Annotated in this window: 26 protein-coding genes; 9 read left to right on the forward strand and 17 right to left on the reverse strand. The window is 64.0% G+C overall.

What is annotated here, in order from left to right; genetic code table 11:
* Nucleotides 1–367: 367 nt before the first annotated feature.
* The 5 genes from RCH07_RS09270 to RCH07_RS09290 all read right to left on the reverse strand — a co-directional run bounded on the left by RCH07_RS09270 (nt 368) and on the right by RCH07_RS09290 (nt 4,048).
* Complete coding sequence (locus RCH07_RS09270) at nt 368–931, reverse strand: 4Fe-4S cluster-binding domain-containing protein (RefSeq protein WP_326967176.1); 564 nt, start codon at nt 929–931, stop codon at nt 368–370.
* A gap of 59 nt (nt 932–990) precedes the next feature.
* On the reverse strand, nt 991–1,767 hold the full coding sequence (locus tag RCH07_RS09275; protein WP_326967177.1) for a ComEA family DNA-binding protein: 777 nt from the start codon (nt 1,765–1,767) through the stop codon (nt 991–993).
* Nucleotides 1,764–1,982 carry a DUF2997 domain-containing protein gene (locus RCH07_RS09280; protein ID WP_326967178.1) on the reverse strand — a complete coding sequence of 73 codons (219 nt, stop codon included), beginning with the start codon at nt 1,980–1,982 and terminating at the stop codon, nt 1,764–1,766. The genes RCH07_RS09275 and RCH07_RS09280 overlap by 4 nt, the downstream gene beginning before the upstream one ends.
* 2 nt (nt 1,983–1,984) lie before the next feature.
* Complete coding sequence (locus RCH07_RS09285; protein ID WP_326967179.1) at nt 1,985–2,188, reverse strand: hypothetical protein; 204 nt, start codon at nt 2,186–2,188, stop codon at nt 1,985–1,987.
* Between the two features lie 228 nt (nt 2,189–2,416).
* Nucleotides 2,417–4,048, reverse strand: a complete 1,632-nt coding sequence (locus RCH07_RS09290) for an AAA family ATPase (RefSeq protein WP_326967180.1) — start codon at nt 4,046–4,048, stop codon at nt 2,417–2,419.
* A 374-nt stretch (nt 4,049–4,422) separates the two neighbouring features.
* On the opposite strand from RCH07_RS09290, the gene RCH07_RS09295 reads away from it, so the two are divergent.
* The 5 genes from RCH07_RS09295 (at nt 4,423) to RCH07_RS09315 (ending at nt 10,589) form a co-directional block, all read left to right on the forward strand.
* Nucleotides 4,423–5,439, forward strand: a complete 1,017-nt coding sequence (locus RCH07_RS09295; protein ID WP_326967181.1) for a LacI family DNA-binding transcriptional regulator — start codon at nt 4,423–4,425, stop codon at nt 5,437–5,439.
* A gap of 128 nt (nt 5,440–5,567) precedes the next feature.
* A complete protein-coding gene (locus RCH07_RS09300; protein WP_326967182.1) occupies nt 5,568–6,887 on the forward strand; it encodes an ABC transporter substrate-binding protein in 1,320 nt (439 codons plus the stop codon).
* An 86-nt stretch (nt 6,888–6,973) separates the two neighbouring features.
* Entirely contained in the window at nt 6,974–7,996 is a 1,023-nt protein-coding gene (locus tag RCH07_RS09305) for a carbohydrate ABC transporter permease (protein ID WP_326967183.1), read from the forward strand.
* Nucleotides 7,993–8,919, forward strand: a complete 927-nt coding sequence (locus tag RCH07_RS09310; protein ID WP_326967184.1) for a carbohydrate ABC transporter permease — start codon at nt 7,993–7,995, stop codon at nt 8,917–8,919. The genes RCH07_RS09305 and RCH07_RS09310 overlap by 4 nt, the downstream gene beginning before the upstream one ends.
* Entirely contained in the window at nt 8,916–10,589 is a 1,674-nt protein-coding gene (locus tag RCH07_RS09315; protein WP_326967185.1) for an alpha-amylase family glycosyl hydrolase, read from the forward strand. The genes RCH07_RS09310 and RCH07_RS09315 overlap by 4 nt, the downstream gene beginning before the upstream one ends.
* Nucleotides 10,590–10,939: 350 nt before the next feature.
* Here RCH07_RS09315 and RCH07_RS09320 read toward each other — a convergent pair whose 3' ends face one another.
* From RCH07_RS09320 to RCH07_RS09345, 6 genes are all read right to left on the reverse strand, one after another.
* Nucleotides 10,940–11,305, reverse strand: a complete 366-nt coding sequence (locus RCH07_RS09320; protein ID WP_326967186.1) for a zinc-binding dehydrogenase — start codon at nt 11,303–11,305, stop codon at nt 10,940–10,942.
* 18 nt (nt 11,306–11,323) lie between these two features.
* Nucleotides 11,324–11,716, reverse strand: a complete 393-nt coding sequence (locus tag RCH07_RS09325) for an alcohol dehydrogenase catalytic domain-containing protein (RefSeq protein WP_326967187.1) — start codon at nt 11,714–11,716, stop codon at nt 11,324–11,326.
* Nucleotides 11,713–12,459, reverse strand: coding sequence for a DUF2306 domain-containing protein (locus RCH07_RS09330; protein ID WP_326967188.1), 747 nt, complete (start codon nt 12,457–12,459; stop codon nt 11,713–11,715). The genes RCH07_RS09325 and RCH07_RS09330 overlap by 4 nt, the downstream gene beginning before the upstream one ends.
* A gap of 13 nt (nt 12,460–12,472) precedes the next feature.
* A complete protein-coding gene (locus RCH07_RS09335) occupies nt 12,473–12,760 on the reverse strand; it encodes a hypothetical protein (protein WP_326967189.1) in 288 nt (95 codons plus the stop codon).
* A 41-nt stretch (nt 12,761–12,801) separates the two neighbouring features.
* On the reverse strand, nt 12,802–13,494 hold the full coding sequence (locus tag RCH07_RS09340; protein ID WP_326967190.1) for a hypothetical protein: 693 nt from the start codon (nt 13,492–13,494) through the stop codon (nt 12,802–12,804).
* 126 nt (nt 13,495–13,620) lie between these two features.
* Entirely contained in the window at nt 13,621–16,320 is a 2,700-nt protein-coding gene (locus RCH07_RS09345) for a LuxR C-terminal-related transcriptional regulator (protein ID WP_326967191.1), read from the reverse strand.
* A 62-nt stretch (nt 16,321–16,382) separates the two neighbouring features.
* Between RCH07_RS09345 and RCH07_RS09350 the strand changes: the two genes are divergently transcribed.
* On the forward strand, nt 16,383–16,706 hold the full coding sequence (locus RCH07_RS09350; RefSeq protein ID WP_326967192.1) for a hypothetical protein: 324 nt from the start codon (nt 16,383–16,385) through the stop codon (nt 16,704–16,706).
* Between the two features lie 38 nt (nt 16,707–16,744).
* Here RCH07_RS09350 and RCH07_RS09355 read toward each other — a convergent pair whose 3' ends face one another.
* The gene (locus RCH07_RS09355) at nt 16,745–17,269 is read right to left on the reverse strand and encodes an RES family NAD+ phosphorylase (RefSeq protein ID WP_326967193.1); all 525 of its coding nucleotides are present in this window, start codon (nt 17,267–17,269) and stop codon (nt 16,745–16,747) included.
* Entirely contained in the window at nt 17,266–17,871 is a 606-nt protein-coding gene (locus RCH07_RS09360; RefSeq protein ID WP_326967194.1) for a hypothetical protein, read from the reverse strand. Before RCH07_RS09360 ends, RCH07_RS09355 begins: the two co-directional genes overlap by 4 nt.
* A 536-nt stretch (nt 17,872–18,407) precedes the next feature.
* On the opposite strand from RCH07_RS09360, the gene RCH07_RS09365 reads away from it, so the two are divergent.
* Together RCH07_RS09365 and RCH07_RS09370 are read left to right on the forward strand one after the other, a co-directional pair.
* Entirely contained in the window at nt 18,408–20,012 is a 1,605-nt protein-coding gene (locus tag RCH07_RS09365; protein WP_326967195.1) for a serine hydrolase domain-containing protein, read from the forward strand.
* Nucleotides 20,013–20,015: 3 nt separating this feature from the next.
* Nucleotides 20,016–20,909, forward strand: coding sequence for a potassium channel family protein (locus RCH07_RS09370; RefSeq protein WP_326967196.1), 894 nt, complete (start codon nt 20,016–20,018; stop codon nt 20,907–20,909).
* A 145-nt stretch (nt 20,910–21,054) separates the two neighbouring features.
* Here RCH07_RS09370 and RCH07_RS09375 read toward each other — a convergent pair whose 3' ends face one another.
* Nucleotides 21,055–21,300 (reverse strand): ribbon-helix-helix domain-containing protein, encoded by a 246-nt coding sequence (locus tag RCH07_RS09375; RefSeq protein ID WP_326967197.1) that lies wholly within the window; start codon nt 21,298–21,300, stop codon nt 21,055–21,057.
* 4 nt (nt 21,301–21,304) lie between these two features.
* Nucleotides 21,305–21,568, reverse strand: a complete 264-nt coding sequence (locus RCH07_RS09380; protein WP_326967198.1) for a toxin — start codon at nt 21,566–21,568, stop codon at nt 21,305–21,307.
* A gap of 124 nt (nt 21,569–21,692) precedes the next feature.
* On the opposite strand from RCH07_RS09380, the gene RCH07_RS09385 reads away from it, so the two are divergent.
* Nucleotides 21,693–22,850: a sigma-70 family RNA polymerase sigma factor gene (locus RCH07_RS09385; RefSeq protein ID WP_326967199.1), complete on the forward strand. Its 1,158-nt coding sequence runs from the start codon at nt 21,693–21,695 to the stop codon at nt 22,848–22,850.
* 707 nt (nt 22,851–23,557) lie between these two features.
* Here RCH07_RS09385 and RCH07_RS09390 read toward each other — a convergent pair.
* A complete protein-coding gene (locus RCH07_RS09390; protein ID WP_326967200.1) occupies nt 23,558–24,823 on the reverse strand; it encodes a type II toxin-antitoxin system HipA family toxin in 1,266 nt (421 codons plus the stop codon).
* Nucleotides 24,820–25,077 (reverse strand): helix-turn-helix transcriptional regulator, encoded by a 258-nt coding sequence (locus tag RCH07_RS09395; RefSeq protein WP_326967201.1) that lies wholly within the window; start codon nt 25,075–25,077, stop codon nt 24,820–24,822. Before RCH07_RS09395 ends, RCH07_RS09390 begins: the two co-directional genes overlap by 4 nt.
* Between the last annotated feature and the right edge of the window lie 442 nt (nt 25,078–25,519).

The following is a 25,519-nucleotide window of genomic DNA, read 5'->3' on the forward strand; positions in this document are numbered from 1 at the left end:
AGCCGACCCGGCGACCGCTGCGGCGGCAATGCTCTCATTTTCACGGAATGGTGTGGGTTCGTCCGCGGTCGGGGATTCCCGTAACTTTGTCTCGAAACCCTCTGATTGAATCGGTGTATTCACCCTTAGTTTTACGGGACACATCGGAGCAGCTCCGCACCGGCTGCAATAAATTCACAGGGTCTCAGCTATTTTGGATCCGATTTCCGACATTCGTGCTCTTTACGTAGAGGAAGCAGAACCAGGCCTTGTGAAAAGAGACAAGAGGCTGCCGGAGACGCCGACGGACCACTACGCACAGTTCATCGAGCAGCTGGATGCCGCCTTGCAGAACCTCCCCGCAAGTCACGAATCACTGAACATGACGCTATGGGGCCGGGAACGTTCTCTTAGTGCGTCTCGACGACGTTGAAATCGCTAACGCTTGCAGCGCTTCGGTCCCCAAGAATCCGGCGACATCAATGGAGCCATCGGCCGAAACACGAACGTCGATTCTGTTGGTTACCATCTCGGGCTTGTATGCTGCGTAGCGCTCCGTCAGGTGAATGAAACGCTGGTTGCTCGAACCCACTAGCGCCCGTGCAGTCTCAGGACTTTGCGCGAGATATGGCCCGTCTACCAACAGGTCGGACGCCGCGAGCAGGGCGCGCGCATCCGGGTCTCGGTTCTTCAATGACTCAAATTCGTAGCCGGTGAAGACAACGACGCCAAGTCCTCGGGCTTGGGCAGCCTTGGCCAAGGCTGCGCCCGCATGTGCTTGATCGAACGGTTCCCCGCCAATGAACGTGAGCCCTTCTACTCCCGCCGCAACGGCGTCACTTACGAGCGTGTCGACAGAAACCAGGCTTCCGCCGCGTTTCGAAAACAGCTGAGGGTTGATGCAACCTATGCACTCGATGCTGCACCCCTGAAACCAGACGGCCGACCGCAAACCTGGACCTTCGGCGGTAGTGCCGTGGAGAACCCGTCCTATGCGGAGGGCGGTGGCAGTCACAGGTCGAGTCGGCGAGACGACGAGTGTCCGCGGACCGCCGGAGGTTCTGTGGTCGGAGAGTTGCCGACCCCGAACACGAGCTGACCTCGCAGCGGAATCAGCAGGTGCGGTTGCACTCCTGCCTTGGAAACGAGTTGCTCGAATGAGCTGAATGGTCCTGAATTCTGTCTGGCCTGCACTATCCGCTGTGCGATGTCGTGCCCTACACCCCGTAACTGGGTCAGGTCTTGGACCGAAGCCGAATTTACGTCCAGTGGTCGTGGTCCGCCAGAGGACCCCTCAAGCCCGAAGGACTGTGCAGTCGTCGACGTTTGACTCGTTGCCGCGGCTGCGGAGAGGGCAGCGGTCGCTGCGTTCGGGTCGAAACCGTCGACCGGAGAATTCTTTACCGAGGCGGGCGCGGACACCGTCTGCGCATACCACTTAGAGTCATTCGAATGTGCCTTCCAAATCAGCCATTTCCTGTTCATGACGAACGTGAGAACCACGCCTCCAATGAATGAAATGCCGGATATCCAGCCCCATATATCGCTCGCCAAGGTATGGACCGGCGCCTCTTTGGTTCCGGTGTTGACAGATGATGTGGCAATCAGCGCAAGACCAATGACACCGAACCCGATGCCCAACTGGATCCACAGCTTGTTCTTTGCCTTGATTCCGCGAATAAGGAAGCCAACGCTGGTCAGCAACCCGAATGAGAGAATGCTCCAAAGAACACCCGCGCTGTTTCGCAGTCGCCAAGTCCGCGAACAAAGTTTTTCTTCAGGCGTCATTGTCCACTCTCATTCATAATGGTTTGCTGGAAACCGGTTTGTTGGATGCGAGTCAATTGAAAATACTCCGGCGTCAGCTTCGAGTCCACAATCTCCGTTTGAGGCAACAACGCCTGGATCGTCGCCAGCTCGTCCATGCAACTCGGGCCGGGTTGGCCGCCTGACTCGGCGGTAATAGAACCGGAAGCGGAAACAGTTATCGTTATCTTCTTCATTTTCAGGCCTGTTCGAATACGAGTTGCACGTCGCCGTTGCTACTGGTCTGCGTGATGAGAGTCAGCCCCATCTCTGCGGCTCGAGTGCGCAATGAATCTACGGTCCTCTGCTGCAGCAGGCCCCCCACGGACGTATCCAGTGCGGCCAGCATTGCTGTGGTCGCCTCGTCGGAACCGTCGACCCGACCGAGGAATACGTCCCCCACGAGCTGAAATGTTACTCGTCCGTACGGAGAATGGCCGGTAATTCTGCCGTCTCCCATACTGAGATGCGTCGCCCCAGTGGCAATCAGAGCGTCATGAAGTAGTTGCTGATCCTTTATTCGGGTGGTCTTACATTTTTCACATAGGTCCGTGCTTCGCGCTTGTCGAATCGCCGCTATGGCAGCGATTCCAATGGGGATGAGAAGGACTTCCAGGCTCATCGTTGGCTCCTAGAAATCAATCTGCCGGCCGCCGCGCCACGACGTAACGTCGTCGGCAGAAGTCGAACCACTGGTGGAATATTCTTCACGTGCGCTGATCGATGTGGCAGCTACGGCTCGTTTCGAGGCCCATCCCCGGACGGCGTTGATCTGCTCCGCTTGCGTAACGGACAGGGGCACTGTGTTAGAGATAGCCCGGTGCAAGTCTTTATCGTTCAGCCTGCGTCGTTCGGAGAATGCCTCGAAACATGCGCTGATCACGGCCTCTGCGATCTCCGCCCCAGAGAATCCCTCACTCTTTTGAGCAAGCGCGTTCAAGGAACCTGAATCTATTTCAAAATCGCCCGAAGCCTCCGACGAACCTGTCAGACGCTTCTCGAGCTGAATCTTCCAGATGTGGGTGCGCTCATCGCTAGTCGGGAGATCCACAAAGAATATTTCATCGAAGCGGCCCTTGCGAAGGAATTCTGGCGGCAGAGCATCAATCTTGTTAGCCGTCGCGATGACGAACACCGGATTTTTCTTTTCCTGCATCCAAGTCAGGAAGGTACCAAAGACCCGTTGACTGGTGCCGGAGTCTCCTCCGCCGGAAGCCCCGAACCCCTTCTCAATCTCGTCGATCCACAAGATGGAAGGCGAAACGGCCTCCGCGAGCTTTAGGGCGCCTCTCATATTTTGTTCGCTGGAGCCCACGAGGCCCGAAAACACTCGACCAACATCTAGCCTCAGTAGCGGTAACCCCCAGAGAGTAGCCATGCACGTCGCGGTCAGGCTCTTTCCGCATCCGGGGATCCCGGTTATCAGGACGCCTTTCGGAGCAGGTATCGACCACCTCTGCGCTTCTGGAAGCCACGATCCATTTCTCTTTTCGAGCCACTTCTTCAAATTCTCAAGGCCACCAACATCTGCCATCGTGCCTGTCGGAGAGATGAACTCCAGCAAACCGGATTTTCTGATCGTCTGGCGCTTTTCATCCAGCACCATAGCGATGTCAGACGCGTCCAAGCGGCGATCGGAGGCAATAGCTCGTGCAAAAGCGTTTTCGGCTTCGCCCAGCGTCAATCCCTGGGCGGCTTGTATCAGGCGCTGCCGTTCGTCAGGGCTGAGATCTACCACTATCGACGACGCATTGGCGTTGACGATGTCGTTTAACACCGTTTCAATCTCGTCAGCACCGGGCAAGGGCAGATCGACGACAGTGACTTCCTTTTCCAGATCGACCGGAAGAGTCATCCCCGGCGAAACCATGATCAAGGTATGAGGAATCTCGCCAGTTCTGAAAGCCGTGGCCGCATCAAGAACGGCTCGAACCATTGCAGGCTCTGCCGGGCGCCCCTGTGATCCTAAGTAATGGTGAAGGTCAAAGAAAACAAATATGGTCGGCTCTGAAGCCGTCACTGCTTCAGCAAGCGCTACATCAGGGGCTGTTGCTTTTCCCGACTGGCCCGGAGCGTGGAGACCTTTAGAAACCGTGTAGACGAGAACGCGTCGGGAACGCCTCAGCTGTGGCCCAGATGCAACAGCTTCAGCCGCTGTAACAACCCGATCCCCTTCGTGTGTTTCGACCATGAGCACGGGGTGCCGCGCCCGAATCAGGTCAATCAACGTTTCGCCAAACGTCAGTGGCTTCTTGATATCCAAAGTCTTGTCCCCTTATACATATCCGACCTCGACGAAGTGTATCCCAGCGTGTCTCCGCGAATGCCTTTCCGCCGAGGCCGTCCTCCAGGTTTGACGTCGGCCAACCCGGCGCCAGCCCGGACCTCGGCGGCATCGACATCGATACATACGGCGGAGCCCTCGCCTGGGATGCGGCAGCCCAAGGCTGACAGCCCAGCGTCCCAGATAGCCGAAGCCAGGGCGGGCCCGTCGCCGTTTACGAAACGCAACGCGATCCCCCACCCACCCCTTAGTGTTGATCCTGCACCCAACGAAACCGTTTACGTAAACCGTTTGCGCAACTTCAGCGCGAGCCGTTCACGCAACCCCCAGCACACCCTCAGGGAGGAGGAACAGTGGTCACCATCCGCGATGTCGCCAAGCACGCCGGCGTCTCTCCGGCCACCGTCTCCCGGGTTGTCAACGGGCTCGTCGGCTACTCGGACGAGACCCGGGAACGCGTCGAAACCGCGGTCAAGAGCCTTAGTTACGAAACGGACCACCTCGCCCGGGGCCTCAAGACTCGGCAGACGTCCGTGATGGGGCTGCTCGCCCCGATGGTGTCCGATGCCCTGGCCTCCCAGGTCATGCAGGGTGTGGAGGAGGAAGCCCAGGAGCGCGGCTACGCCGTGATGCTCGGCCGCACCGGGGCCAAGTCCGCCTACATCGCCGGTTACCTGCGGACCCTGCGGACCTACCGGGCCGCCGGCGTCATCCTCATCTCCGCGGTGATCACGCCGGAGACCCGTCAGCTGCTGGGGCCCAACGTCCCCATCATCTCCGTCGCCATCAGCGACAAGTCCGGCTCCCCCAGCGTGGCCATCGACGACGAGCAGGCAGCCTACGACGCGACCCGTCACCTGCTGCGGCTCGGCCACCGCCGCATCGGCCTGCTCACTGGCGATCCTGCGTCGATCTACGTCGCCCGGCCCCGCCAGCGCGGCTACCTCCGCGCCATGACCGAAGCCGGCTGCACCCCGGTCGCCGCGACCGGCAGCTTCTTCTACGAAAGCGGCGCCGCCGGCGTCGACGAGCTGCTGCGGCAGGAACCCGGCCTCACCGCCATCTTCGCGATGAGCGACGAGATGGGCGCCGCCGTCGTCAATGAACTGCAGCGTCGCGGACTCCGGGTGCCGGAAGACGTCTCCGTCCTGGGCTTCGACAACACCTCCACCTCCCTGCACGTGAACCCGCCGCTGAGCACCATGGCCCAGCCGCTCGAGGAGATGGGGCGGATGGCCGTGAAGAAGCTGCTCCGCTCCCGCGACCTGGCGCCGAAGATCATGCCGCACCGGCTGATCGAGCGCGGCTCCACCGCGCCGCCGCATCAAACGGCGCCCGCCCCGCCCGGCACCCCAGAACACACCAGCTAAGTCCGCACAAACCAACGGCACCAGCCGGCACTCCCCCGTGCCACAAACCAGCCCCCGCCGCAGTTCCGCAGGCACCAGACCACTCGCACCACCCACCCCGCACCACCCCAGAAAACAAGGAGCAATACATGAGGCAGCGCCGCCGCACCTGGCAGACACTTCTCGCCACCACCGCATCCCTGACCGTCGCCGCCGTCGCCCTCACGGGCTGCGGCGGGACCGCCCCGGAAGCGAAGAGCACCCCGAAGGCCACCGCGGCGTCCTTTGAGGGCAAGGGCCCCATCAACTACGTCTCCAACCGGGACGCCTCCGGTGCCGCGAACAAAACCATCGACGAATGGAACGCCGCCCACCCGGAGGAGAAAGTCACGTTCATTGAACTGCCCGACTCCGCGGACCAGCAGCGCCAGCAGCTCATCCAGAACGCGCAGATCAAGTCGGACACCTTCAGCGTGCTGAACCTGGACGTCGTCTGGACCACCGAGTTCGCCGCTAACAAATGGATTCTGCCGCTGCCCGCGGACGCCATCCCCACCGACAAGATGATCCCCGCCACGGTCAACGCCGCGAAATACCGGGACACGCTCTTCGGCGCGCCGTACTACACCGACGGCGCCCTGTTCTACTTCCGCTCGGACCTGCTCAAGGCCGCCGGCATCGCCGCCCCGCCCAAGACCTGGGACGAAATGAAGACCGCCTGCAAGTCCATCCTGGCGCTCCCCGAAGCCGCCGGCATGTCCTGCTACACCGGCCAGTTCGACAAGAACGAGGCCCTCACGGTCAACTTCTCCGAGGCCGTGACCTCGGCCGGCGGCACCGTGGTGGACGCCGACGGCAAGCCCACCGTCAACACCGCCGAGGCGAAGAAGGGCCTGAACCTGCTGGTGGACGGCTTCAAGGAGGGGCTCTTCCCCTCCGACGCCATCACCTACCTCGAAGAGCAGGGCCGCCGCGCGTTCCAGGACGGCAAGCTGGTCTTCATGCGCAATTGGCCCTTCCTGCACGCCTCCCTCAGCGCCACTGACGGCTCCAGCAAGGTGAACGGCAAGTTCGACATCACCTCCATTCCCGGCACCGACGGCCCCGGCGTCTCCACCCTGGGCGGCCGCAGCTTGGCCATCTCCCCGTTCACCCCGAACAAGGCCTCGGCTCTGGAGTTCGTCAAGTTCTTCACCAGCGAGGAGCAGGCCCAGAAGCGCCTCGCCCTGTCCTCCCGCGCCCCCGTCTACGCCTCCCTGTTCGCGGATCCCGCCGTCGTCGCCAAGCGCCCGTTCTTCCCCACGCTGCTGACCTCGCTGAACAACGCCCAGCCGCGCCCCAAGGTGGTCCAGTACGGCGCCACCACCAAGGCGATCCAGGAAGAGGCCTACGCGGCCATCACCGGCAAGAAGGACACGAACACGGCCCTGAACGACATGCAGGCCAAGCTCACCGAGCTGGCCAAGTAACTCAGCCCGCAGTTCAGACTCCACGCCTGGCCGGCCAGTCCACCCCGGCCGGCCAGGCACGCTGCAACTCCAGTTAGGTACCCAGTATGACGACGACGACCGTCCCGCCCGCCGGCGCGCAGCCGGCCCCCGATACCCGGCCCACCCGGCCCCGGAAGCGCGCGCAACGCACCGCCGGCGAAGGCCGAATGGCCGCGATGCTGCTCTCCCCCACCCTCCTGGTGCTGGCCCTGGTGATTGTGTACCCGCTGCTATCCGCGGTGCACCAGTCCCTCTACCGCGCCGAATCCGGCCTGGACGCGGACGGCTTCGTGTCCGACGTGGATGCCTTCGTTGGCCTGGCCAACTACGCCGACCTCTTCGTCGGCGAATCCGGCCGGCGCTTCCTCAACGCCTTTTCGAACACCACCTTCTTCACCGTCACCACGGTCTTCTTCGAGACAATCCTGGGCCTCTGCCTGGCCCTGGCCATGAACCGCGCCTTCCGCGGCCGGTCCTTCCTGCGCGCCAGCATCCTGGTCCCGTGGGCCGTCCCTACCGCCGTCTCCGGCCTGCTGTGGCGCTGGATCTTCCAGTCCGACGGCATCGCGAACACCATGCTGGGCAGTGAAATCCTCTGGACCGCCGAAGGCGACGCATCCAAGCTCGCCGTGATCGTGGCCGAGGTCTGGAAGACCGCCCCGTTCATCGGCCTGCTGGTCCTCGCCGGGATGCAGGTCATCCCGGGCGAAATCTACGAGGCGGCCAAGATCGACGGGGCCGGCTGGTGGCGCCAGCTCGGCTCCATCACGCTCCCGCTGGTCAAGCCCACCCTCCTGGTGGCCGTGCTGTTCCGGATGCTCGATGCCCTGCGGATGTTCGACCTGCCATTCGTGCTGATCGGCCCCGGCAAGGAATCGGTGGAAACCCTCTCCATGCTGGCGTGGGACGAATCCAACCAGCTCCGCTACGGCTCCGCCTCCGCGTTCGCCGTCATGCTCTTCCTGTACGTCGCCGTCGTCGCGATCGTCTTCGTAAAGGTGCTCGGCGCCGACGTCACCGGCGCCAAGGAACTGAAACTGCTCTCGAAGAAGTCCCGCACCATCAAGAAGGCCGAGGCCGCCCGATGACCATCTCCGACCTCCGCAACGCCGCCGCCGATTCCGGCGCCACCGGCGCCGGCGCGCCCGACGCGAGTGCCGCCGTCGTCCACGGAAAGCCCAAAGCCAAGCGCACCTGGCGCTCGTACAGCGTATACGCCGTTCTGGCCCTGATCTTCGCCTACTGCCTGGCCCCGTTCTACTGGATGCTGGTCTCCAGCCTCCGCCGCACCGCGGACATCTTCGACAACACCCTGCTGCCGGCCCCGTTCTCGCTGGAGAACTACGCCAAGGTGTTCGACGGCTCCACGATGTTCGGCCAGGCCCTGCTGAACTCCCTGATCGTCGCCGGCACCACCACAACGTTCGCCCTGGTGCTGGGCGTGTTCGCCGCCTACGCGATCTCCCGGCTGAACTTCCGCTTCAAGTCGGTGATCCTCGGCGTCATCATCGCGACGTCGATGTTCCCCGGCATCTCCGTGGTGGTGCCGTTGCTGCGGCTCTTCACGGACATCGGCTGGATCAACACGTACCAGGCGATGATCGTGCCGAACCTGTCCTTCGCGATCCCGCTGGCGGTCTGGAACCTCACCACGTTTATGAAGGCCCTGCCGTTCGACCTCGAGGAGGCCGCCATGATCGACGGCTGCACCAAGTGGCAGGCGTTCCGCCGGGTGCTGTTGCCGCTCGCCGCGCCGGGCGTCTTCACCACCGCGATCCTGACCTTCATCCACAGCTGGAACGAATTCATCATCGCGCTGTCCATGGTCAACGACCCCAAGGTCCAGACCGCCACGGTGGCGATCTCCAAGTTCACCGGCGCCACCGAATTCCAGGCGCCTTTCGGCGAGCAGATGGCCGCCGGCGTGATCGTCACCGTCCCGCTGGTGATCATGGTGCTGATCTTCCAGCGCCGGATCGTCGAAGGCCTCACCGCGGGCGCCAGCAAATGAGCCCTGTTGAGGACACCAGTTTCACGCCGGACGTGAACTGGTGGCAGTCCGCCGTCATCTACCAGGTCTATCCGCGCTCCTTTGCCGACGGCGACGGCGACGGCGTGGGCGACCTCGCCGGGCTCACCGCCCGGCTGCCGTACATCGCCGCGCTCGGCGTGGACGGCATCTGGATGACCCCGTTCCAGCCCTCCCCGCAGGTGGACCAGGGCTACGACGTGTCCGACTACTGCGGCGTGGACCCGCTGTTCGGCACCATGGAGCAGTTCGATTCGCTCCTGGAGCTCGCGCACTCGCTGGGCCTGCGCGTCCTGCTCGACGTCGTCCCCAACCACTGCTCGTCCGAGCACCCGCTGTTCCAGGCGGCTTTGGCGGCCGGCCCGGGCGCGCCGGAACGGGACATGTTCCACTTTGTCCCGGGTCCGGTGGACATGCCCGACGACGGCGGGTCGGGTTCCGGTGTTGCTGGCGGTGCTGGCGGCCCTACTGGTCGCAGCGTGCCGCCGAACAACTGGCAGAGCGTGTTCGGCGGCCGCGCCTGGAGCCGCGCCAACCCTGACTCCGAGACAGACACAGACTGGTACCTGCACCTCTTTTCCCCCGAGCAGCCGGACTGGAACTGGCGCAACCCGTGCGTCGGCGATTACTTCGACGGCGTGCTGCGCTTCTGGTTCGACAAGGGCGTGGACGGCCTCCGGATCGACGTCGCGCATGCCCTCTTCAAGGCTGACGGCCTGCCCGACTCGCCCTCCACCGGCGCCGTGGTGGACGGGCTGCGCTCCAACCCGCAGGTCTCGGACCAGGAGGAAGTCCACGAGGTCTACCGCCGCTGGCGCATCCTCGCCGAGAAGTACCAGCCGCACCGCCTGCTGGTGGGCGAGGTCAATCTGGAACCGGCCCGCGCCGCCCGCTACACCCGCGCGGACGAGATGCACCAGGTCTTCGCCTTCGCCTTCGTGAAACTCGGCTGGGACCCCGCGGCCTGGGCCGCCGTCGGGAACGAACTCGAAACCGCGCGCCTGCTGCACGGCGCTGCACCGACATGGGCGCTGGAGAACCACGACATCGTCCGGTCCGTGACGCGGTTCGGCGGCGGCAAGCTCGGCAGCGTCCGTGCCCGGGCGGCGCTGGTGGCACTGCTGGGACTGCCCGGCCCGGCCTACCTCTACCAGGGGCAGGAGCTCGGGCTGCCCGAGGTGGACGTGCCGCTCGACTCCCGGGTGGATCCGATGTGGGCCCGCGGTGGCGTCTGCCGCGACGGCGCCCGGGTCCCGCTGCCGTGGACCGCGGATCCGGCGCTGAGCCACGGGTTCTCGCTGACTGAAACAGCAGCTGAACCCTGGCTCCCGCAACCCGCGGACTGGGGCGTGCACGCGATCGAGCGCCAGGAGCAGAACCCGAAGTCCAGCCTGCAACTGGTGATCTGCGCGCTCAAGCTGCGTCGCCAGCTATGGGAACAGGGCATCTTCACCGCGAACGACGGCGGCGCCTGGCGCGTCGAGGCCGGGAACCTGCTGATCTGCGAGCGCGGGCCGCGGTTCGTCGTCGCCGTCGCAATGGGCACCGAGCCAGCTCAGCTGCCGCCCGGAACGTTGCTGCTCAGCGCCGCGCCGCTGGCGGAGGACGGCTGGCTGCAGCCGAACAACGCCGCCTGGGTGCTGCGAGACTGAGCCGACCGGCCACACGAAAAAGTGGCCGTCCGCGCTTCCTAATAGGAACACCCGTTGCCCTATCACTTGTAGCTGCTCTCAGCGCTCAGAACACCCATAACTGATAGCGCACGGGGAACGTGGACGGCTGTTTCGCGTCCCGCTTGGTACGCACCGACGTCGCACGGGATCACCGGCTTTCCGTGCAACCCGGGCATCGACGGCGTCCAGTCCAGTCGAAAGATCCGCCCTTCTGAGACCGTAAGTGGACGCGCTGAATCAGCTGCTCCCCGAGCGCCGACTCAGGGGTTATGATTCAGCTGATAGCCAGCGAGCGTTCAGATAATGCTCAGCAATTCTCATCCGAACGGTCAGAATTCACTGCCTGCCCAAGTCACGTAGCCAGGTGCGCATATGGCGTTTTGCAAGGAGGCACGACCCCGTGAAGAACCCCTCATCGGATGGCTCGTCCCAGTGAAGTCCTCCGACGTGTAGTCGATAACGCGCTCCGCGCCGAGCGAGGTGACCAGCCCCCTGTTGGCGTCACTGGTGACACCCGTTACGCGGGCACCGAGCTCTTTCGCCAGCTGCACCATCGCCGTTCCGACGGCACCGGCTGCGCCGTTGACGAGAACGCTGTCGCCCGGCTTCATGGTGACCTGGTTCAGGTAGCCTCGGGCGGTGATGCCGCCGAAAACGAGGGTGACAGCCTGCTCGAACGGCATGCTGGTGGGCACGAGGGCGACAGCGCCGTCCTAGGCCGCACACACGTACTCGGCGTGGCCGCCGAATGCACCGCCGAGCATGGCAATCACATGGTCCCCGGGTGCGAACGCCGTGACCTCCGAGCCCACAGACTCAACGACGCCGACGACATCCATTCCGAGGATCTTGCGGCTCGGCCTGAACAGGCCGATACCGAGAGCGGCGAGAAGCCCGAGTCCGCTGGGGATGTTTCGACTGCGAGCGCGGTGGTCGGCAGCGCTGACGGTGCTCGCGTGCACCTTGATGAGCACCTGGCCGGCCTTGGGGGTGGGTTTGCGGGTCGATTCGAGCATGACGACCTCTGGTGGGCCGAACCCGCGGTACACGGCTGCCGTCGTGCGCTGACCGAGCGCGGGAGCGGTGGCCAACTGTTGTGAGTTCATTTTGTCTCCTCGAGAAGAGTGATGGTGGTTGATGAAACGAGTGCGGGCCCCGCCCCGACAGGGCGGAGAGTGCGGGAGCGGATGCGGAGCAGGCGTGCCCTGTGCCGGATGACGGACTCGGCTACCGTGAGATTGATCGCCCACGCTGTGCCCATGAGCACGGCCCGGGTTGAGGGTTCGGTCGGGCCGACGAAGCCGATCCAGAGTGCCAGCACAACGGCCTGGGTTCCGGCTGCAACGCCAAGTGCGTAGGCGCGCGTCATCCAGGCACCGTGCCGAATGAAGTCCCGGCGCAAAATCGCCAGCAGCCCGAGCACGATGCTCGCCGCCATCGCGGAGCCGAAGACGAGCCGAATGACGAGCAGAAGCGTGCCGTCGCCGTTGGGGAAGGAATAGAAGACCGCCATCCACAATCCGGAGACCGCAGCGAACAGACCTGCGGGGACGAGAACGCGTCCGGCGATTCGGTGCCAACTACTCCCCCTGCGGCGAAGCGAAGGGACGAATTGGAAGGCTCCCAGGAAGGCGTAGACGGTGGCGCTCACTATATGGACCGCGACGGGTATCGGTGAATCGAGGAACCGGATGTTTTGCTCGGTGGCACTGGCTCCACCGGTCAGTTCTGTGAGGCGCGCTGCTCCGGCGATCACGGGGATGAGGCTGAGCAGGATGAGCCCGGTGGGTGCGAGCCACTGCCCTCGGGGACGTCTTGGCGCCGGGATGCCGGCGCAGATGGTGCTCATGGTGCTGTTCTCCTCACGGTTTTGACTTGCGGGGACGTTGGGGCTTGGGACGTTGGGGCTTGGGGCTTGTGCTGAGCACCTTCACCGAGATCAAGGTGACCCCCAGATCGCCTACTCGCCTCAGCAGTCCATGCAGGGCAGCTTGATCGATGACTGGCCCAGTGAGGATCGTGTTTCCACCGCTATCGTTGATCAGAGTGAAACCCTCGAACCAGTCACTCCATCTCTGATCAAGCTGCCCTTCGAAACGAATTTCGTAGTGATTGCCGTCAATTGAGGTATTTCCTTGTGGTGAAGTCATGGGCTGGTCCCCGCCCTTTTCCGAGGAGTCGCGGTCGAGTTTCAGGCCGCGGCAGCCTGATCGACAGTGGACTCGTCCTTAACGGCGAGCGGGAGTGAGTTGGTCTTTCGCTGATCCGACCACAGTGAGTAGCCCAACCAGATCAGAGCCAGCCCCATCGGGATGGCGGCCGCTCGGTCAAGCGGGTGCGCAAGCAGTGCGCCAGCGACCGGCGTCAGCGCGGCGGCGACGATCAGTAGGATGCCCGCTCCGCGGGCCAGAACCCGCGCACGGATGATCGCGATACCGAACAGCAGTGCGCCAATGACATAGAGCGCGCTTCCCGCCAACGGCAGTGCGGCGAGCGGCCCGAGGTCCGTCACTGCGGGGACTCGGCCGAAGAGCCCGACGAGGTCTACGGCGAGCTGCGGCGCGCTTGTCGCGATGAGTGGTGCGATGAAGACTTCCACGAAGTTGAATGCCGACTGAAGGATGAAGAAGAACCCGAACATTAGGTAACCGATGAGGCCGAGTACCCCCAGCTGCCGAACCTGACGTAGGTAGAGGCCGGTGACGCCGAGCAAGGCGAGCACGGCCTCACCGAAGCTGAGAATGTGCACGGTCATCCAGGATTGACTCGCGAGTGAGGCGACCACGTCGGCCGGGTGGATGAACTGGATGACGATGTAGATCAGTCCCGCGACAGCGGCGGCGATGGCAGCGGTGCGGGTGAGCGTGGAAGTGGTGACTCGCATTGTGGTTCTCCGATGTTGTGAGTTGCCTCAGACCGTTGCCTAAGAACAACCCGAATCTACGAAGCCATGTGGTGACGCGGCATCACCACATTGGGTGATCACATGGTGATTGTTTCGGATGCCGGTCTAGATCAAGCCCAGCGCTTCAGCACGCCGAACGGCCGCGGGGCGGCTCGTCACATCGAGTTTCAGGAAGATGTGCTTGGTGTGGGTGCGCATGGTGTTCAGTGACACGTAGAGTTCGCGCGCGATCTCTGGACCGGTCAGCTCGGTTGCCAGGAGCCGGAGTACGTGAAGTTCACGCTCGCTCAACATCTCAGGGAGAGGCAGGCCCGGCCGGCCCGTGCCTTCGGTCTGCCGCAGCGCCTGGTTGAGCTGGCGAACATAGTCGGGTCGGACCCCCGCCCCCGCGGCAGCACGAAGCAGCCGCAGCATCGCAGGGCCCTCATCGAGAAAGAGCCGGAAATAGCCTTCGGGTTCCGCCTGCTCGAGAGCGCGCTCCAGCGGTACGAGCGCCCGAGAGAGCTGGTCGTGCGCTTCCAGGGCGAGCGCCTGCAGAACGAGAATCTCATTGACACTACCGAGCCGGCCGCCCGCTTCCGCGGCGTCGAGGAGTCGTGCCAGTAGCCCGTCCACCTCGTGAATCGAGCCGGACTGCGGGTCCACTGCATCCTTCACGATCATCAGTCTTGCCAAGGTGACGTGCCCGAACTCACGCAGGTAGCTGGGTTCGTCCACAGCGGTGAGGCCCTGCTCCCTCACCCAGGCCTGTGCATCGTCTAGGCGTCCCTGCGCAATCCGGACCCGCGCTTTCATTCCTCCGATGGGTCGCGCGTCGGCGAAGAAGCCACGCCGGTAGTGCTGTTCTGCCTCGGTGAGCAAGTCGAACGCGACATCCAATTCACCCTCGGCTTCCCTGACCCTGGCCATCCCGACGAACCACCGGTAGTGATGCTCATGCGAGAAGGCGCCCTCTCCGAGGTCAGACGCCGCGTCCAGATGCTCTCGTGCACCGGCGAGAAGGTTGCGTTCCCGAAGCATTTCACTCATGCCACAATGTAGATCCGCAGTGGGATGCCCACCGTTGCCCCGCTCAATTGCCTCGTGCAGTGCTTCATCGTAGGCATGGTGCGCCTCCCGAAGCCGACCCAGCGGCATCAGCATGTCCGCGATCACCATCGTGGTGCTGAGTGCATCGGTCAGGTTTCCGGCCAAGGCCAAACTGGTCTTGCATACTCCAAATGAACGCACGCCCGCTTCAAGGTCTCCGCTTGCCCAGAATGCGAGCCCCAACAGGCCAGCCGCCGCCCCTCGCCCAAAGTAATCGTCGGGCAGTGCGATATCCGCGGCGCGCTGAGCGTGTTCCCTGACCCCGGCCAGGTCTTCCTGAGCCAAAGCAACCGAGGCACGATAAAGCGCGATCGTCACCGGGAGGCTCCTTAACTCTTCGCCCGGCTCCGAGCCGTGTGCCGGCATTCCAGTCTCGGTGGTGGCGGACAGGAGACGTTCCGCCTCCCTCAACTGGGGCTCGACGGCGGCGATGTCGCCAGCGGCGATTGAGGACCACGCTGAGAAGACGCGCAGCACAGGTCGTTGGTCTATTACGTCGCTGGGAAACTTTGCGAGCCAACTCCGCAGCATCGCGTCCTGTCTGCTCTTGCGGACACTGGGAATGGTTGCCTCCAACACTTTGGCTGCGCGTGGGAAGTCGGAAGCAGCAAACGCATACTTGATGGCCTCTTCAGCCAAATCATTGCGCTCGAACCAGTCGCTGGCGCGACTGTTGAGCTCTGAAATGTGGTCGGTGCCGTCCTTGATCAGTCGTGCGCGGAGCACATCGGCGAAGAGGTGGTGGTACCGGTACCAGCGACGCTCGTCATCCAGCGGAACAAGAAACAGGTTTGCCCGCTCAATCGATGCGAGCATCTCACTACCGCCGTTTTCCCCGGTCACCGCGTCGCAGAGGGGACCGCAGAGACGGTCGAGTAGCGCGGTTTGACTCAGGAACTCGCGGACGTCAAGTGGCGCGCGCTCCAGGACCTCTTCGATCAGGTAGTCGATGACATAACGATTGCTGCCGGTGAAGGCGGTGATGAATCCGGAAATGTCTGTACTTTCTCGCATTGACAGTGCGGCCAGCTGGAGACCGGCGATCCAGCCCTCCGTGCGCCTTTCGAGTGCGGTGACGTCCTCTGGTGAAAGCGACAGGCCCATCGCCTGATTGAGGAACGTGGCAGCTTCATCGGGGGTGAAGCGCAAATCGGCGGCTCTCAACTCTGTCAGCTCGCCCCTGGCGCGAAGTCGCGCCAGGGGAAGTAGCGGGTCTGAGCGGCTCGAGATCATCACGTGCAGTGTGGGCGGCAGGTGGTCGATCAGGAATGCGACAGCATCTCGAATGGATGGCTCCTCAATCAGTTGGAAGTCGTCCAGAACCAGAATTATCTCGTGCCGGCTTCGTGCCACCTCGTTTACGAGGGACGTCATCGTCGCATCGACCGATAGCTGAGAGTTGTGACCGGTCGAATCAATGTCGGGATCGGCCTGATGGAAGGCGGCAGTGAGATAACTGAGAAAGCTGACCGGAAAGTTGTCGCGCTCGTCGAGCGATAACCATGCCACTCGCGCCTCTGGTTTGCGTCGCCGGGTCTCTGCAATCCACTCACTGACGAGAGTCGTTTTGCCGAAGCCGGCGGGGGCTGAGATAAGGGTCAGCTTTCGTCCCGCACGAACTCCCTCGTCCAGTTGTTCAACAAGGCGAAGCCGGGGAACAGCTTGGGCGCGTGGCGATGGTACGAAGAGTTTCGTCGCCACAATCGGCATCGCCATGTGCCCATACTATGCGCGCTGACGACGCTTCGTGGTTACGTCCCGTGGAGTGGATGGTCCTATTGAAGTCAAGCAGCTTCTTGTGCCATAGGAGGTCGGGTTGTGCCGTCGAGCCATGCGCCGTAGGCGATTTCCAAGTTGGTGTTCTGGAGCTGCGCCGCAGGCTGTGGGATCAGGGCGTCTTCACGGCGGACGACGGCGGCGCCTGGCGCGTCGAGGCCGGAAACCTGCTGATCTGCGAGCGCGGGCCGCGGTTCGTCGTCGCCGTCGCAATGGGCACCGAACCGGTGCTACTGCCGGCCGGAACGGTGCTGCTCAGCGCCGCGCCGCTGGCGGAGGACGGCCGGCTGCAGCCGAACAACGCCGCCTGGGTGCTGCGCGGCTGAGTCGACTGGCCATACGAAAAAGGTGGCCGTCCGCGTTTCTAGAGGTGCCGGACGCGCGGCAGTACCGAAGCCGGCGGGCTGCCGTGGTCAACGATGAGCCACCCGACCGTGCGTGGTCGGCGGCCGAACAGGACGTAGACCTGCCCATCCGCTGCCGGGCCGTCGTGAACGCCTTTGTCTACCAGGAGCCCGTTGGCTGCTCCCGGATTCAGGGCCGCTGAAGGTGCCCGCAAGGCCATGGCGCCACGCAGCCTCAGGCGTGCCGCCTCGGCCTGGCACTGCGGATAGCAGTGCTCGTCGCCGAAAAGGAGATTCTCGGAAAGGTCTGGGGTTTCGAAGGTGTCATCGTCGACGTTGACGGCCCAGAGCGCCCGCGACACCCCTGCGAGATCCACTTCCTCGGTGATCCCTTCGTGGCGGAGGAATTCAGCCCAGGCTCCCACGGGGGTGTCAGCAAGGTATTGGACTGGGCCCTGCCCTTGAGCATGCCACCGGGCTTCTGGCTGGTTGTTCGCCTCCCAAAAGAAGGGGTAGCGCGAGTCACATTGTCTATAGGCAATCATGCGGAACGAGGCGAGGTGAGGGCCGCGGCGAGTTGCTTCACTCGTCGAACATCAGCGTCGTCGGGGTCCCAGTCACCTTTCATTATTTCGGCGGGTGCCCGGCCGTCGAGCTGGGCGCGGGGGCGGGCAAACCATCGGCGGATGCCGAAATCGTTGTAGCTGCCTGCGAGATCTGCGGCGATAAGAGTGAGGGTGTGGAGTCTCTGGGCGACGTGGTCCGGAGTGTGTCGCTCTCCTGAGCGGTAGCGGTACATGGATGAGACGGAGGCGCCGACCAGGCCCTCCAAAACGTCGTCGCCGAGAAGGGCTGTCATGCGCGGCCATTCCTGCTCCGGCAACGGTGAACGCTCTATGGCGTTCAGAGCGGAGGTGAGCGCCCTGACGATCGCAGCGGGTTCTGCGTGCTCGGCAACGGCCGCGGCGTCGCGGGCAATTCCCCGACGAGCGAAAGCGCGAAGGGTGGCCACGGCGTTCTCGTAGCCGCTTTCGACGCGCAAGGGCGATCCGACATCCAGGATGTGAGCCCAACTTTGCAGACGAGCGGTTAGCTGCGCTGCCTGGGCTTCGTCGGAGGCAGCCTGAGGGTCGATCGTCGGTACCATGTCACGGTCCTTCGGGGAGGGGACGGAAGTCTGGCCGACTCCGATTGTTCCCTAAGGCCATGTTGGTTTCGCGGAGGGTGGATGTCAATGTTCCACGGGTGTTCCGGCGGAGCTGTGGCTGCCGCAACCCGCGGGCTGGGGCGTGCACGCCGTCGAACGCCAGGGACACCCGTTGCCCTATCACTTGTAGCTGCTCTCAGCGCTCAGAACGCCCACAAGTGATAGCGCAACGGGACAGCGGGCGGGCCGGGCCGCGGGCCGCAAGAATCCATGGGCCGCAGGGCGGCCGGAGACTGTCCTCTCGTGCGTGCAAACCATTCCCGATGAGAAGTGGGAGCACCACCGCTACGCCGTCTGTGATCTGGAGGCGATCGAGGCGGATTCGTCACTTACGGCCCGACGCGCCCCCTGGGATCAATGAGAACGCGCGGCCCACGGAGACCGGCTGCGTCTGGGACTCTCCTGTTACGGGCATGTTGTTTTCCCCTGGGCCCGGCCGTACCGTGAAAGGACGGTCAGCCGAAGCAGGTGCGGGCATGCGGATTTCATCCTGGTCCTCGTTCTGTCTCCTGTTGTGCTTCCTGGCCGCAGGCATCACCGGCGGCGCCGCTTCGGCCGCACCTTCCTATTCGGCCGCGCCGCCCACCGGACCCCCGAATCCCGGGCAGGCCTACGCGGAGCTGGACGACTTCCTGCAGGGACAAATCAAGGCCCTCGGACTTCCGGGCGCCGCTGTCGCCGTCGTGAAGGACGGGGTGCAGGTGCACACCGCCGCCTTTGGCCGCGCCGACGACTCCGGACGGCCGATGACCGCGCAGACGCCGGTACTGCTGGCCTCCACCAGCAAGACCCTCACCGCCATCGCCGTGATGCAGCAGGTTGAGGCCGGCCGGCTGCGGCTGGATGAGCCGGTGCAGACCTACCTGCCCTGGTTCACGCTGGCCGACAGCCGCTCGTCCGCCATCACCGTCCGCCACCTGCTCCACCAGGCCAGCGGCATGGCCTCGAAGGACACCGCCTTCGAAGCCTCCGACGCGCAGGGCCCGGAAGCCCTCGAAGAAGGGGTCCGCGCCCTGGCAGGATCCCCGCTGGCCGGCGAACCGGGTGCGGCCTTCCGGTATGCCAACGCCAACTTCAACGTCCTGGGCCTCCTGGTGCAGACCGTCTCCGGCCAGCCGTTCGGCGCCTACCTGGCGCAGCACATCTTCGGACCCCTGAAGATGGCCAACAGCCATCCGACGCGAGCTGATGCCCGGGCAGGCAACGCGGCTGCAGGCTACTCGCGGTGGTTTAGCGCGTGGTGGCGCCAGACAGATGTCCCCGCTCCCACCACGGGAATGCCGTCCGCCACGATGTACTCGTCGGCCGAGGACCTGAGCCACGAACTGATGGCACTGCTCGACGGCGGCCGGTACGGCGACGCCCGGATCCTCCGGTCCGGGAGCGTGGCAGCGATGTTCGAGCCGCGGGTGCAGGTCAGCGATTCCCAGCGCTACGCCATGGGCTGGTTCGCCCGGCCGTTGGTCGAGTCCACCGATCCCGCAGCACCGCCCGCTCCGGAAGAGACGTTGCCCGTTCTTCTGGAGCACCAGGGGGAATGGGGCAACAGCCACACCTACCTGGCCATGGTTCCCTCCTCCCGGCTGGGCCTCGCCCTGGTCATCAACGCCAATGACACCTCCGCCCCGTCACGGCTGAAGTCGATCGACACCAACCTTCTGCGGATTCTCCAAGGCCAGGCGCCGGTGCCCGCGGTGGTGTTCGAGGACTGGCTGCAGCGCTACAGCTGGGCGGTTGCGCTCGGACTGCTGCTGGCGGAACTGCTGAGCCTGTGGCTGGCGCTCCGGTTCCTGCTGTCCCGGCGACGTGCCCCTGCCGGGAAGCGGCGGACTCTCCTGGTCTGGGCCGCGGCCCTGGCCCTTGACGGGTTTGCGCTGTGGCTGTGCCTCATCTACGCGCCCGCCCGGTTCGACACCCACCTGTTCGTCGTGGTCCGCCAGTTTCCCGACGTCGGCGTCTCGCTGGTTCCGATTCTTGCGCTGGCTATCCTGTGGCCCGTCCCGCGAACAGCGTGGCTGCTCCTGAGGCTGCGGGGGCACGCAGCCCGTCGCGGTTTCGAGGCTGTGCCGCCCATAAGATGAGGCATGGACTTTGAGGGCACGCTGTGGACGGTTTTGGGGGCCGGGCTGATTCTGCTGATGCTCGTTGACGTTTTTAGTACCCTCCTTTACCCGCACGGTACCGGGCCTGTAGGCCGGGCAATCATGCGCGGATTCTGGCTGGTGTCCAGAAAACTGCGCGGCCGGGGCTCCTTCATCGCAGCACCTTTGGCCATGGCCGCCGTCATTGGCACCTGGGCGGCCCTGGCGGCCATCGGCTGGGCACTGCTCTATCTGCCCCATCTGCCGGCCAGTTTTGTGCATGGAGCCGGGGTTCCACAGCAGGGCGACTTCGCCGAAGCGCTCTACATCTCCCTTGTCACTCTTTCCACTGTGGGGTTCGGCGAAATCGTGCCGGCGCATCCGCTGCTCAGGCTGGTGGTGGCCCTCCAGGCCGTCACCGGTTTCGGGTTGCTGACGGCAACGGTCACCTGGATCTTGCAGACGTACCCGGCCCTGAACCGCCGTCGAACCCTTGCCCACCAGCTGAACCTGTTCAGGGAAGCTGCAGGTCCGGCGGGTGTATTGTCGCTGGATCCCAGGCACGCTGCCCGACTGTTGGAATCAATGGCCGGGAACGTAGCTTCGGTGAGCATTGATCTGCTTGCGTTCCATGAAACCTATTACTTCCGTGAAGTCGAGCAGCGCGGCTCCTTGCCGGCCACGGTGGCCTACGCCCAGGAGCTGGCATCCCAGGCCCAGCGCAGCGAGAGCCCGGAACTCCAGTTCGCCGGACGGATGCTCCACGCGGCGCTGGACGCACTCGCGGAGATCCTTCGCGGCAATTTCGGCCATTCAGGAACCACATCCTCTGATGTGTTCGACAGCTACGAGCTGCACCACCGACACCTGCGGCGCGGGGAACCGGACACAAACTAACGTCACGGCTGTTGCTGGTTCATGAGACCGGGGGCGCTGGCGCTACTCCCGCTGGCCGAGGACGGAAGGCTACAACCGATCAATGCTGCCGGGGTGTTGCGGACTGTGGCAATCGAGTGATTGCGGACGGCCCAATGGCGGGGACCTACGCAGACTTGAGCCATGCCTGGAGTGCTTGGCGGACTACTTCACTGCGCGATGAATGCTCTTGCTCCGCACGCTTGGAGAGTGCGGCGTTGAGGTCCGGGTCCAACCGGATTGCGGCCACCTGGGAAATTTCCGCTCCGATCCGGGGACGGCCGCGTTTCTTGAGGGCTGCCACATCGTAGCCGGCCACGGCTTCGTCAGCCCACTGGGCTATCTGCCGCTCAGTGACCGGTTGACCGTTCATTGTTTCATTTTCCTTCATAGCCTTCTCTCCTCTCAAGTAGTAAGTCCGAGTATTTGGCGCGTGCTTTCATTGCGTGGATGACCAGCTCCCTCCCGCTGTCGAAAGTCAGGACCACGGTCTCCAACAGTTGGCCTGCAGCGCTGAAACCCAAACGGAGTTGCCGTCCCGGGTTTTCCTCGTCCAAGTCAACAGCGACCATGTACTTGGTTGCCGCCAGGAGCGCACCTTCGGCCCTCACCCCATGCTTGGGCCCGCTGTTATCTACCACCACGCAAGTTTCGTATTACGAAAAATCTACTCCCGTGCCTGTTCTTGGCGCATGAACCGCCCGTCTTGTCACACCGGCCCAGTAGTCTGCGTTCACGAGCTTGGCGAGTTCAACGGGGGCTGACATGACGGACCTGATCCACAAGGCAATCGACAGGACGGCCCCCGGGCCTGCGGCGGCTGCCTCGGTCCCTGCCTCGTTCCCGCCGGACGACGCCGACTGGCCGGAACCGCCGTCAGGTAGCGGCAAGGTGACCGACGACGCCGTCGTGGACTACCTGCGCCGGCTGCGCCAATACGACTTACTCACTGCGGAGCAGGAAATGGAACTGGGGCAAGAAATCGAGGCAGGGCTTTTCGCGGAACACCTCCTGGCGGACGGAACATCGCGGCCCAGCCAGGACATAAGCGAGCTTCGGACCATCGTCCTGCTGGGCCAGCGTGCGGCCGACGCGCTGCTCCTCGCCAACCTCCGGCTCGTTGTGTCGATCGCCAAGCACTACACCCAGTGGGGCCTCGACTTTCTGGACCTGATCCAGGAAGGGAATCTGGGACTGCACAGGGCCGTCTGCAGGTTCGACTTCAGCAAGGGCTTCAAATTCTCCACCCTCGCCACGTTGTGCATCCGGCAGACCATCATGCGGGCGCTGGCTGATCAGGCCCGTCTTATCCGGCTGCCGGTAAACGTCGTCGAGCAGGTGAAAAAACTCCGGTCAGCACAACGGACAGCTGCAATTGCCGGGGCCGTTTTCAGCCGGGAAGATCTGTGCCGGCTGACGGACACTTCGATCGGAAAGGTCGAATATCTACTGACGTTGGACCAGCCGATCTCCTCGCTGGACAGCCAAGTGCCCGACGGAAAAGGCGGAACCGAAGCGCTGGCCGAACAACTGGTGGACCCTGCTGATCCCGACGCGACAGATGCGCTTTTCCATCAAGAGCTGAAGGCGCGGGTACTGGCCGTACTCCACACGCTTGAGGAGCGGGAGGCAGCGGTCATTACGATGCGCTTCGGCCTGACGAGCGGAGACGCGATGACCCTGGCTGCTGTCGCGAAAGCGTGCGGCGTGACCCGCGACCGCGTCCGCCAGATCGAGGTCGCGGCTATGAGGAAGCTCAAACACCCGTCCCGGTCCAACGTCCTGCGGCAGTATCACTGTGCCGGCGGGAACCCATCCGGCGCGGAGACGGCGCCGATATCCGCACCGGTATCCGCACCGGTATCCGCACCGGTGTCCGCGCCGGAGTCCGCACCGGTGTCCGCGCCGGAGCAGCGAGTCTGACCAAGAGACTGTCGATCCTCCAGCCGTTCGCCGAAGACGGCCGCCATATGGGGTCCGCCGGGCTCCGTCACGACGCTCCCGCCCAGTTACTTCCACGCGGGCCAGCCGGCACCCCCGGAATTCCGAGGAATCCCGCAGTTTCCTCGAGCCGAAACGGGTTCCGGAACCGAGTAACTGGGCTGGAACGTCGTCACCGGGGCTACCAAACAAGATACCGGGAGCCTGGACGAACCCAGCAGCCCCGCCACTGAGCATGCCCAGCGGCGGGGCTTCGTGGTTGCGGGCCGGCAGATTCGTTGGGGCGTGTGGCAGACGAGGCGGCCATCTGCAACCGCGGCAGATGGGGCGGCCACCGGGTCACCGATTCGCCGAAGATGGCCGCCAAGGGAGGTGCCATAGCGGCCGTCTGTGGCAAATGGGCAAAGATGGCCGTCTTGGGAGGCTTCGTACCGGCCATCTCTGGGAAATGGGCGCCCGCCAGCAGTCCCAGCCACCTGTCCCCGGACATGACATGTCTGGAAGATCAATCGATGGCCCGCAGCGGCAACATTGCCCGGCTCATAACCTCTCTGCGGAAATTCGCCGCGTAGGCGCTGCCGGGCTGACGCTGAAGGCCACATTCTTCGACGCGGGGCTGTCCACATTCCCATGAGAAACGTAGAATTCGCCTTCCGCACCAGCGACAACAGCACTGCCCGACGTGGCGGTCACGCCGTCGAGCCGTCCGATGCCTGTTGACGTCGGGCGGTGCGCCCGGCGAGCAAATCGCAAGCCCTGCCGGCGGTGAGAGCCGGCAAATGCTCCAGGCCCTCGGATACCGGCACCTGCGCCTCGGCAGCCGCCATGAGGACCTCGCCCACGGCCGTTCGGGCCACTCCGGGGTCAATCCCCCACGTGACGCCCTCGCGAACCAAGTGGTCGAGGGTGATGTAGTTCAAACGGGACTGGCCCGCAACAGAATGCCCAGCGTTGGAGCTCCGCGCATATAGGAGCAGCGTCGGCGCGGCGTCGTAGAGAGGCGCCAGCAAAACCTCACCCGTTTCGCGGATCGACACCGAATAGTTTTTGGAATGGGCGTCACCATTGCCGATTAGGACATTGAAGGCCACAGTTTTCAGAAGATCAGCCTTGAAGGACGCCGGGTTTCGTGTGTGCGGCGAACCGGCTGCGGCCACCTGCGCAAGGCGGGACGGTGCTGCCGTCGACTGGTCGCACTTCGCCACGGACGCGAGCCCGAGAACCTGGGTGAAATCCTCCTGGTGAATTCTGAGGTGTTCTTTGGTGCGGTCGTAACGCTCAACCACCAGGGCATCCCTCTTGCCGAACCGGTCCCTCCGCGTCGTGGCTGCGGAAAGGCCTGCGGCCCGGGCAAGTTCCAGCGCCCAGTGCTCAGCGGCCAGGAGATGCGGAATGGGCGAATCAAGAGGGTCAGGCTTGATGATGTGTGTGGATGCCGCGCCCCGGGCCGGCCAATACCAGCGGCCGCCCGCGCGGGACAACAGGATCTTAGATTGAATGCCACCCAGTGAAGCGGTGATGGCGAAGTTCTCCGGCAGATCCCACGCGGGCAGGGACTCAACCGCAGTCACCACTTCCGCCTCCGACATGGGCAGCAACTCCCCGGACCCAGCAGGATCCACGCCTTCAGGAAGAACCTGCACCGCTCCGGCGCAGTCCGCACCGACGGCCGCAAGCAGCGCCTTGATGTCCGTGGAGGCGACCTTGTGCAGTTCAGCGAGGTGCGCGCGCACCTGGCCCTCCGGCAGGAGTCCGTCGAAGAAGTTCAGGACCGCCGGGCCAGCGATGGGTTTCGACTGCAGCGGCAGCGATAGCGAAAGGAGTGCCGCACCCGCACCATATTCAGCGACGAGATCCGGCAGGTATTCCAGCCGGGGACGCAGTGAGGTCCCCGTGAGCCAGGCAATCTGCCGCCCGTGCAGCCAGACGGCAAGCCGCCCCGCGCGCGTAGTCACCGCTTCAGGTCCAGGCGCGAGAACCGTGGGATGAGGGCAATGTCCCGTTCAAGGGCACGCACCGCGGCGAAGGCCGTCCCGAGGGAAACGTTCTCTCCTTGCTCCAGCCGGACAATTGTGTGGCGGCTGGCATTGATGAGCTCAGCCAGCCCGCTTTGGGTCAATCCGTGTTCCTGCCGGGCGACCCGGACCGATGCCCCGAACGACTTGGCATCCACTGCCCGGAAGAATGGAGTCTCAACCCGATGTTCCATATCTTCACCATATCAAGAAGCATGTGCGGATGGTGAAGATCATGACCTTTTGAAAGTGGGCGACATGTCCAACCTCTTCACCATGCCATGTATCCGGTGCGGAGACGACGCCGATATCCACGCCGGTGTCCGCGCCGGAGGAGCGAGTCTGATCAAGAGACTGTAGGTCCTCCAGCCGTTCGCCGAAGATGGCCGCTTTGAGGGTCCTCAGGGCTTCGGCACGACGCTCCCGCCCAGTTACTTCCACGCGCGCCGTCCGGCACCCCCGGAATCCCGCGGTTCCCTCGAGCCGAAACGGGTCCCGGAACCCAGTAACTGGGCTGGAACGTCGCGACCAGGCGGACAGCCGCGGCTTCCGGCGCGGCGATAAAGTGTTCACCGAACGTCCAGATCGCCGAACACGGCAGTCCATCTCGCCTCCGTAGGGTTGACGGGTCGCCGG

Source organism: Arthrobacter sp. CG_A4, from assembly GCF_035985125.1.
Lineage (GTDB): Bacteria > Actinomycetota > Actinomycetes > Actinomycetales > Micrococcaceae > Arthrobacter.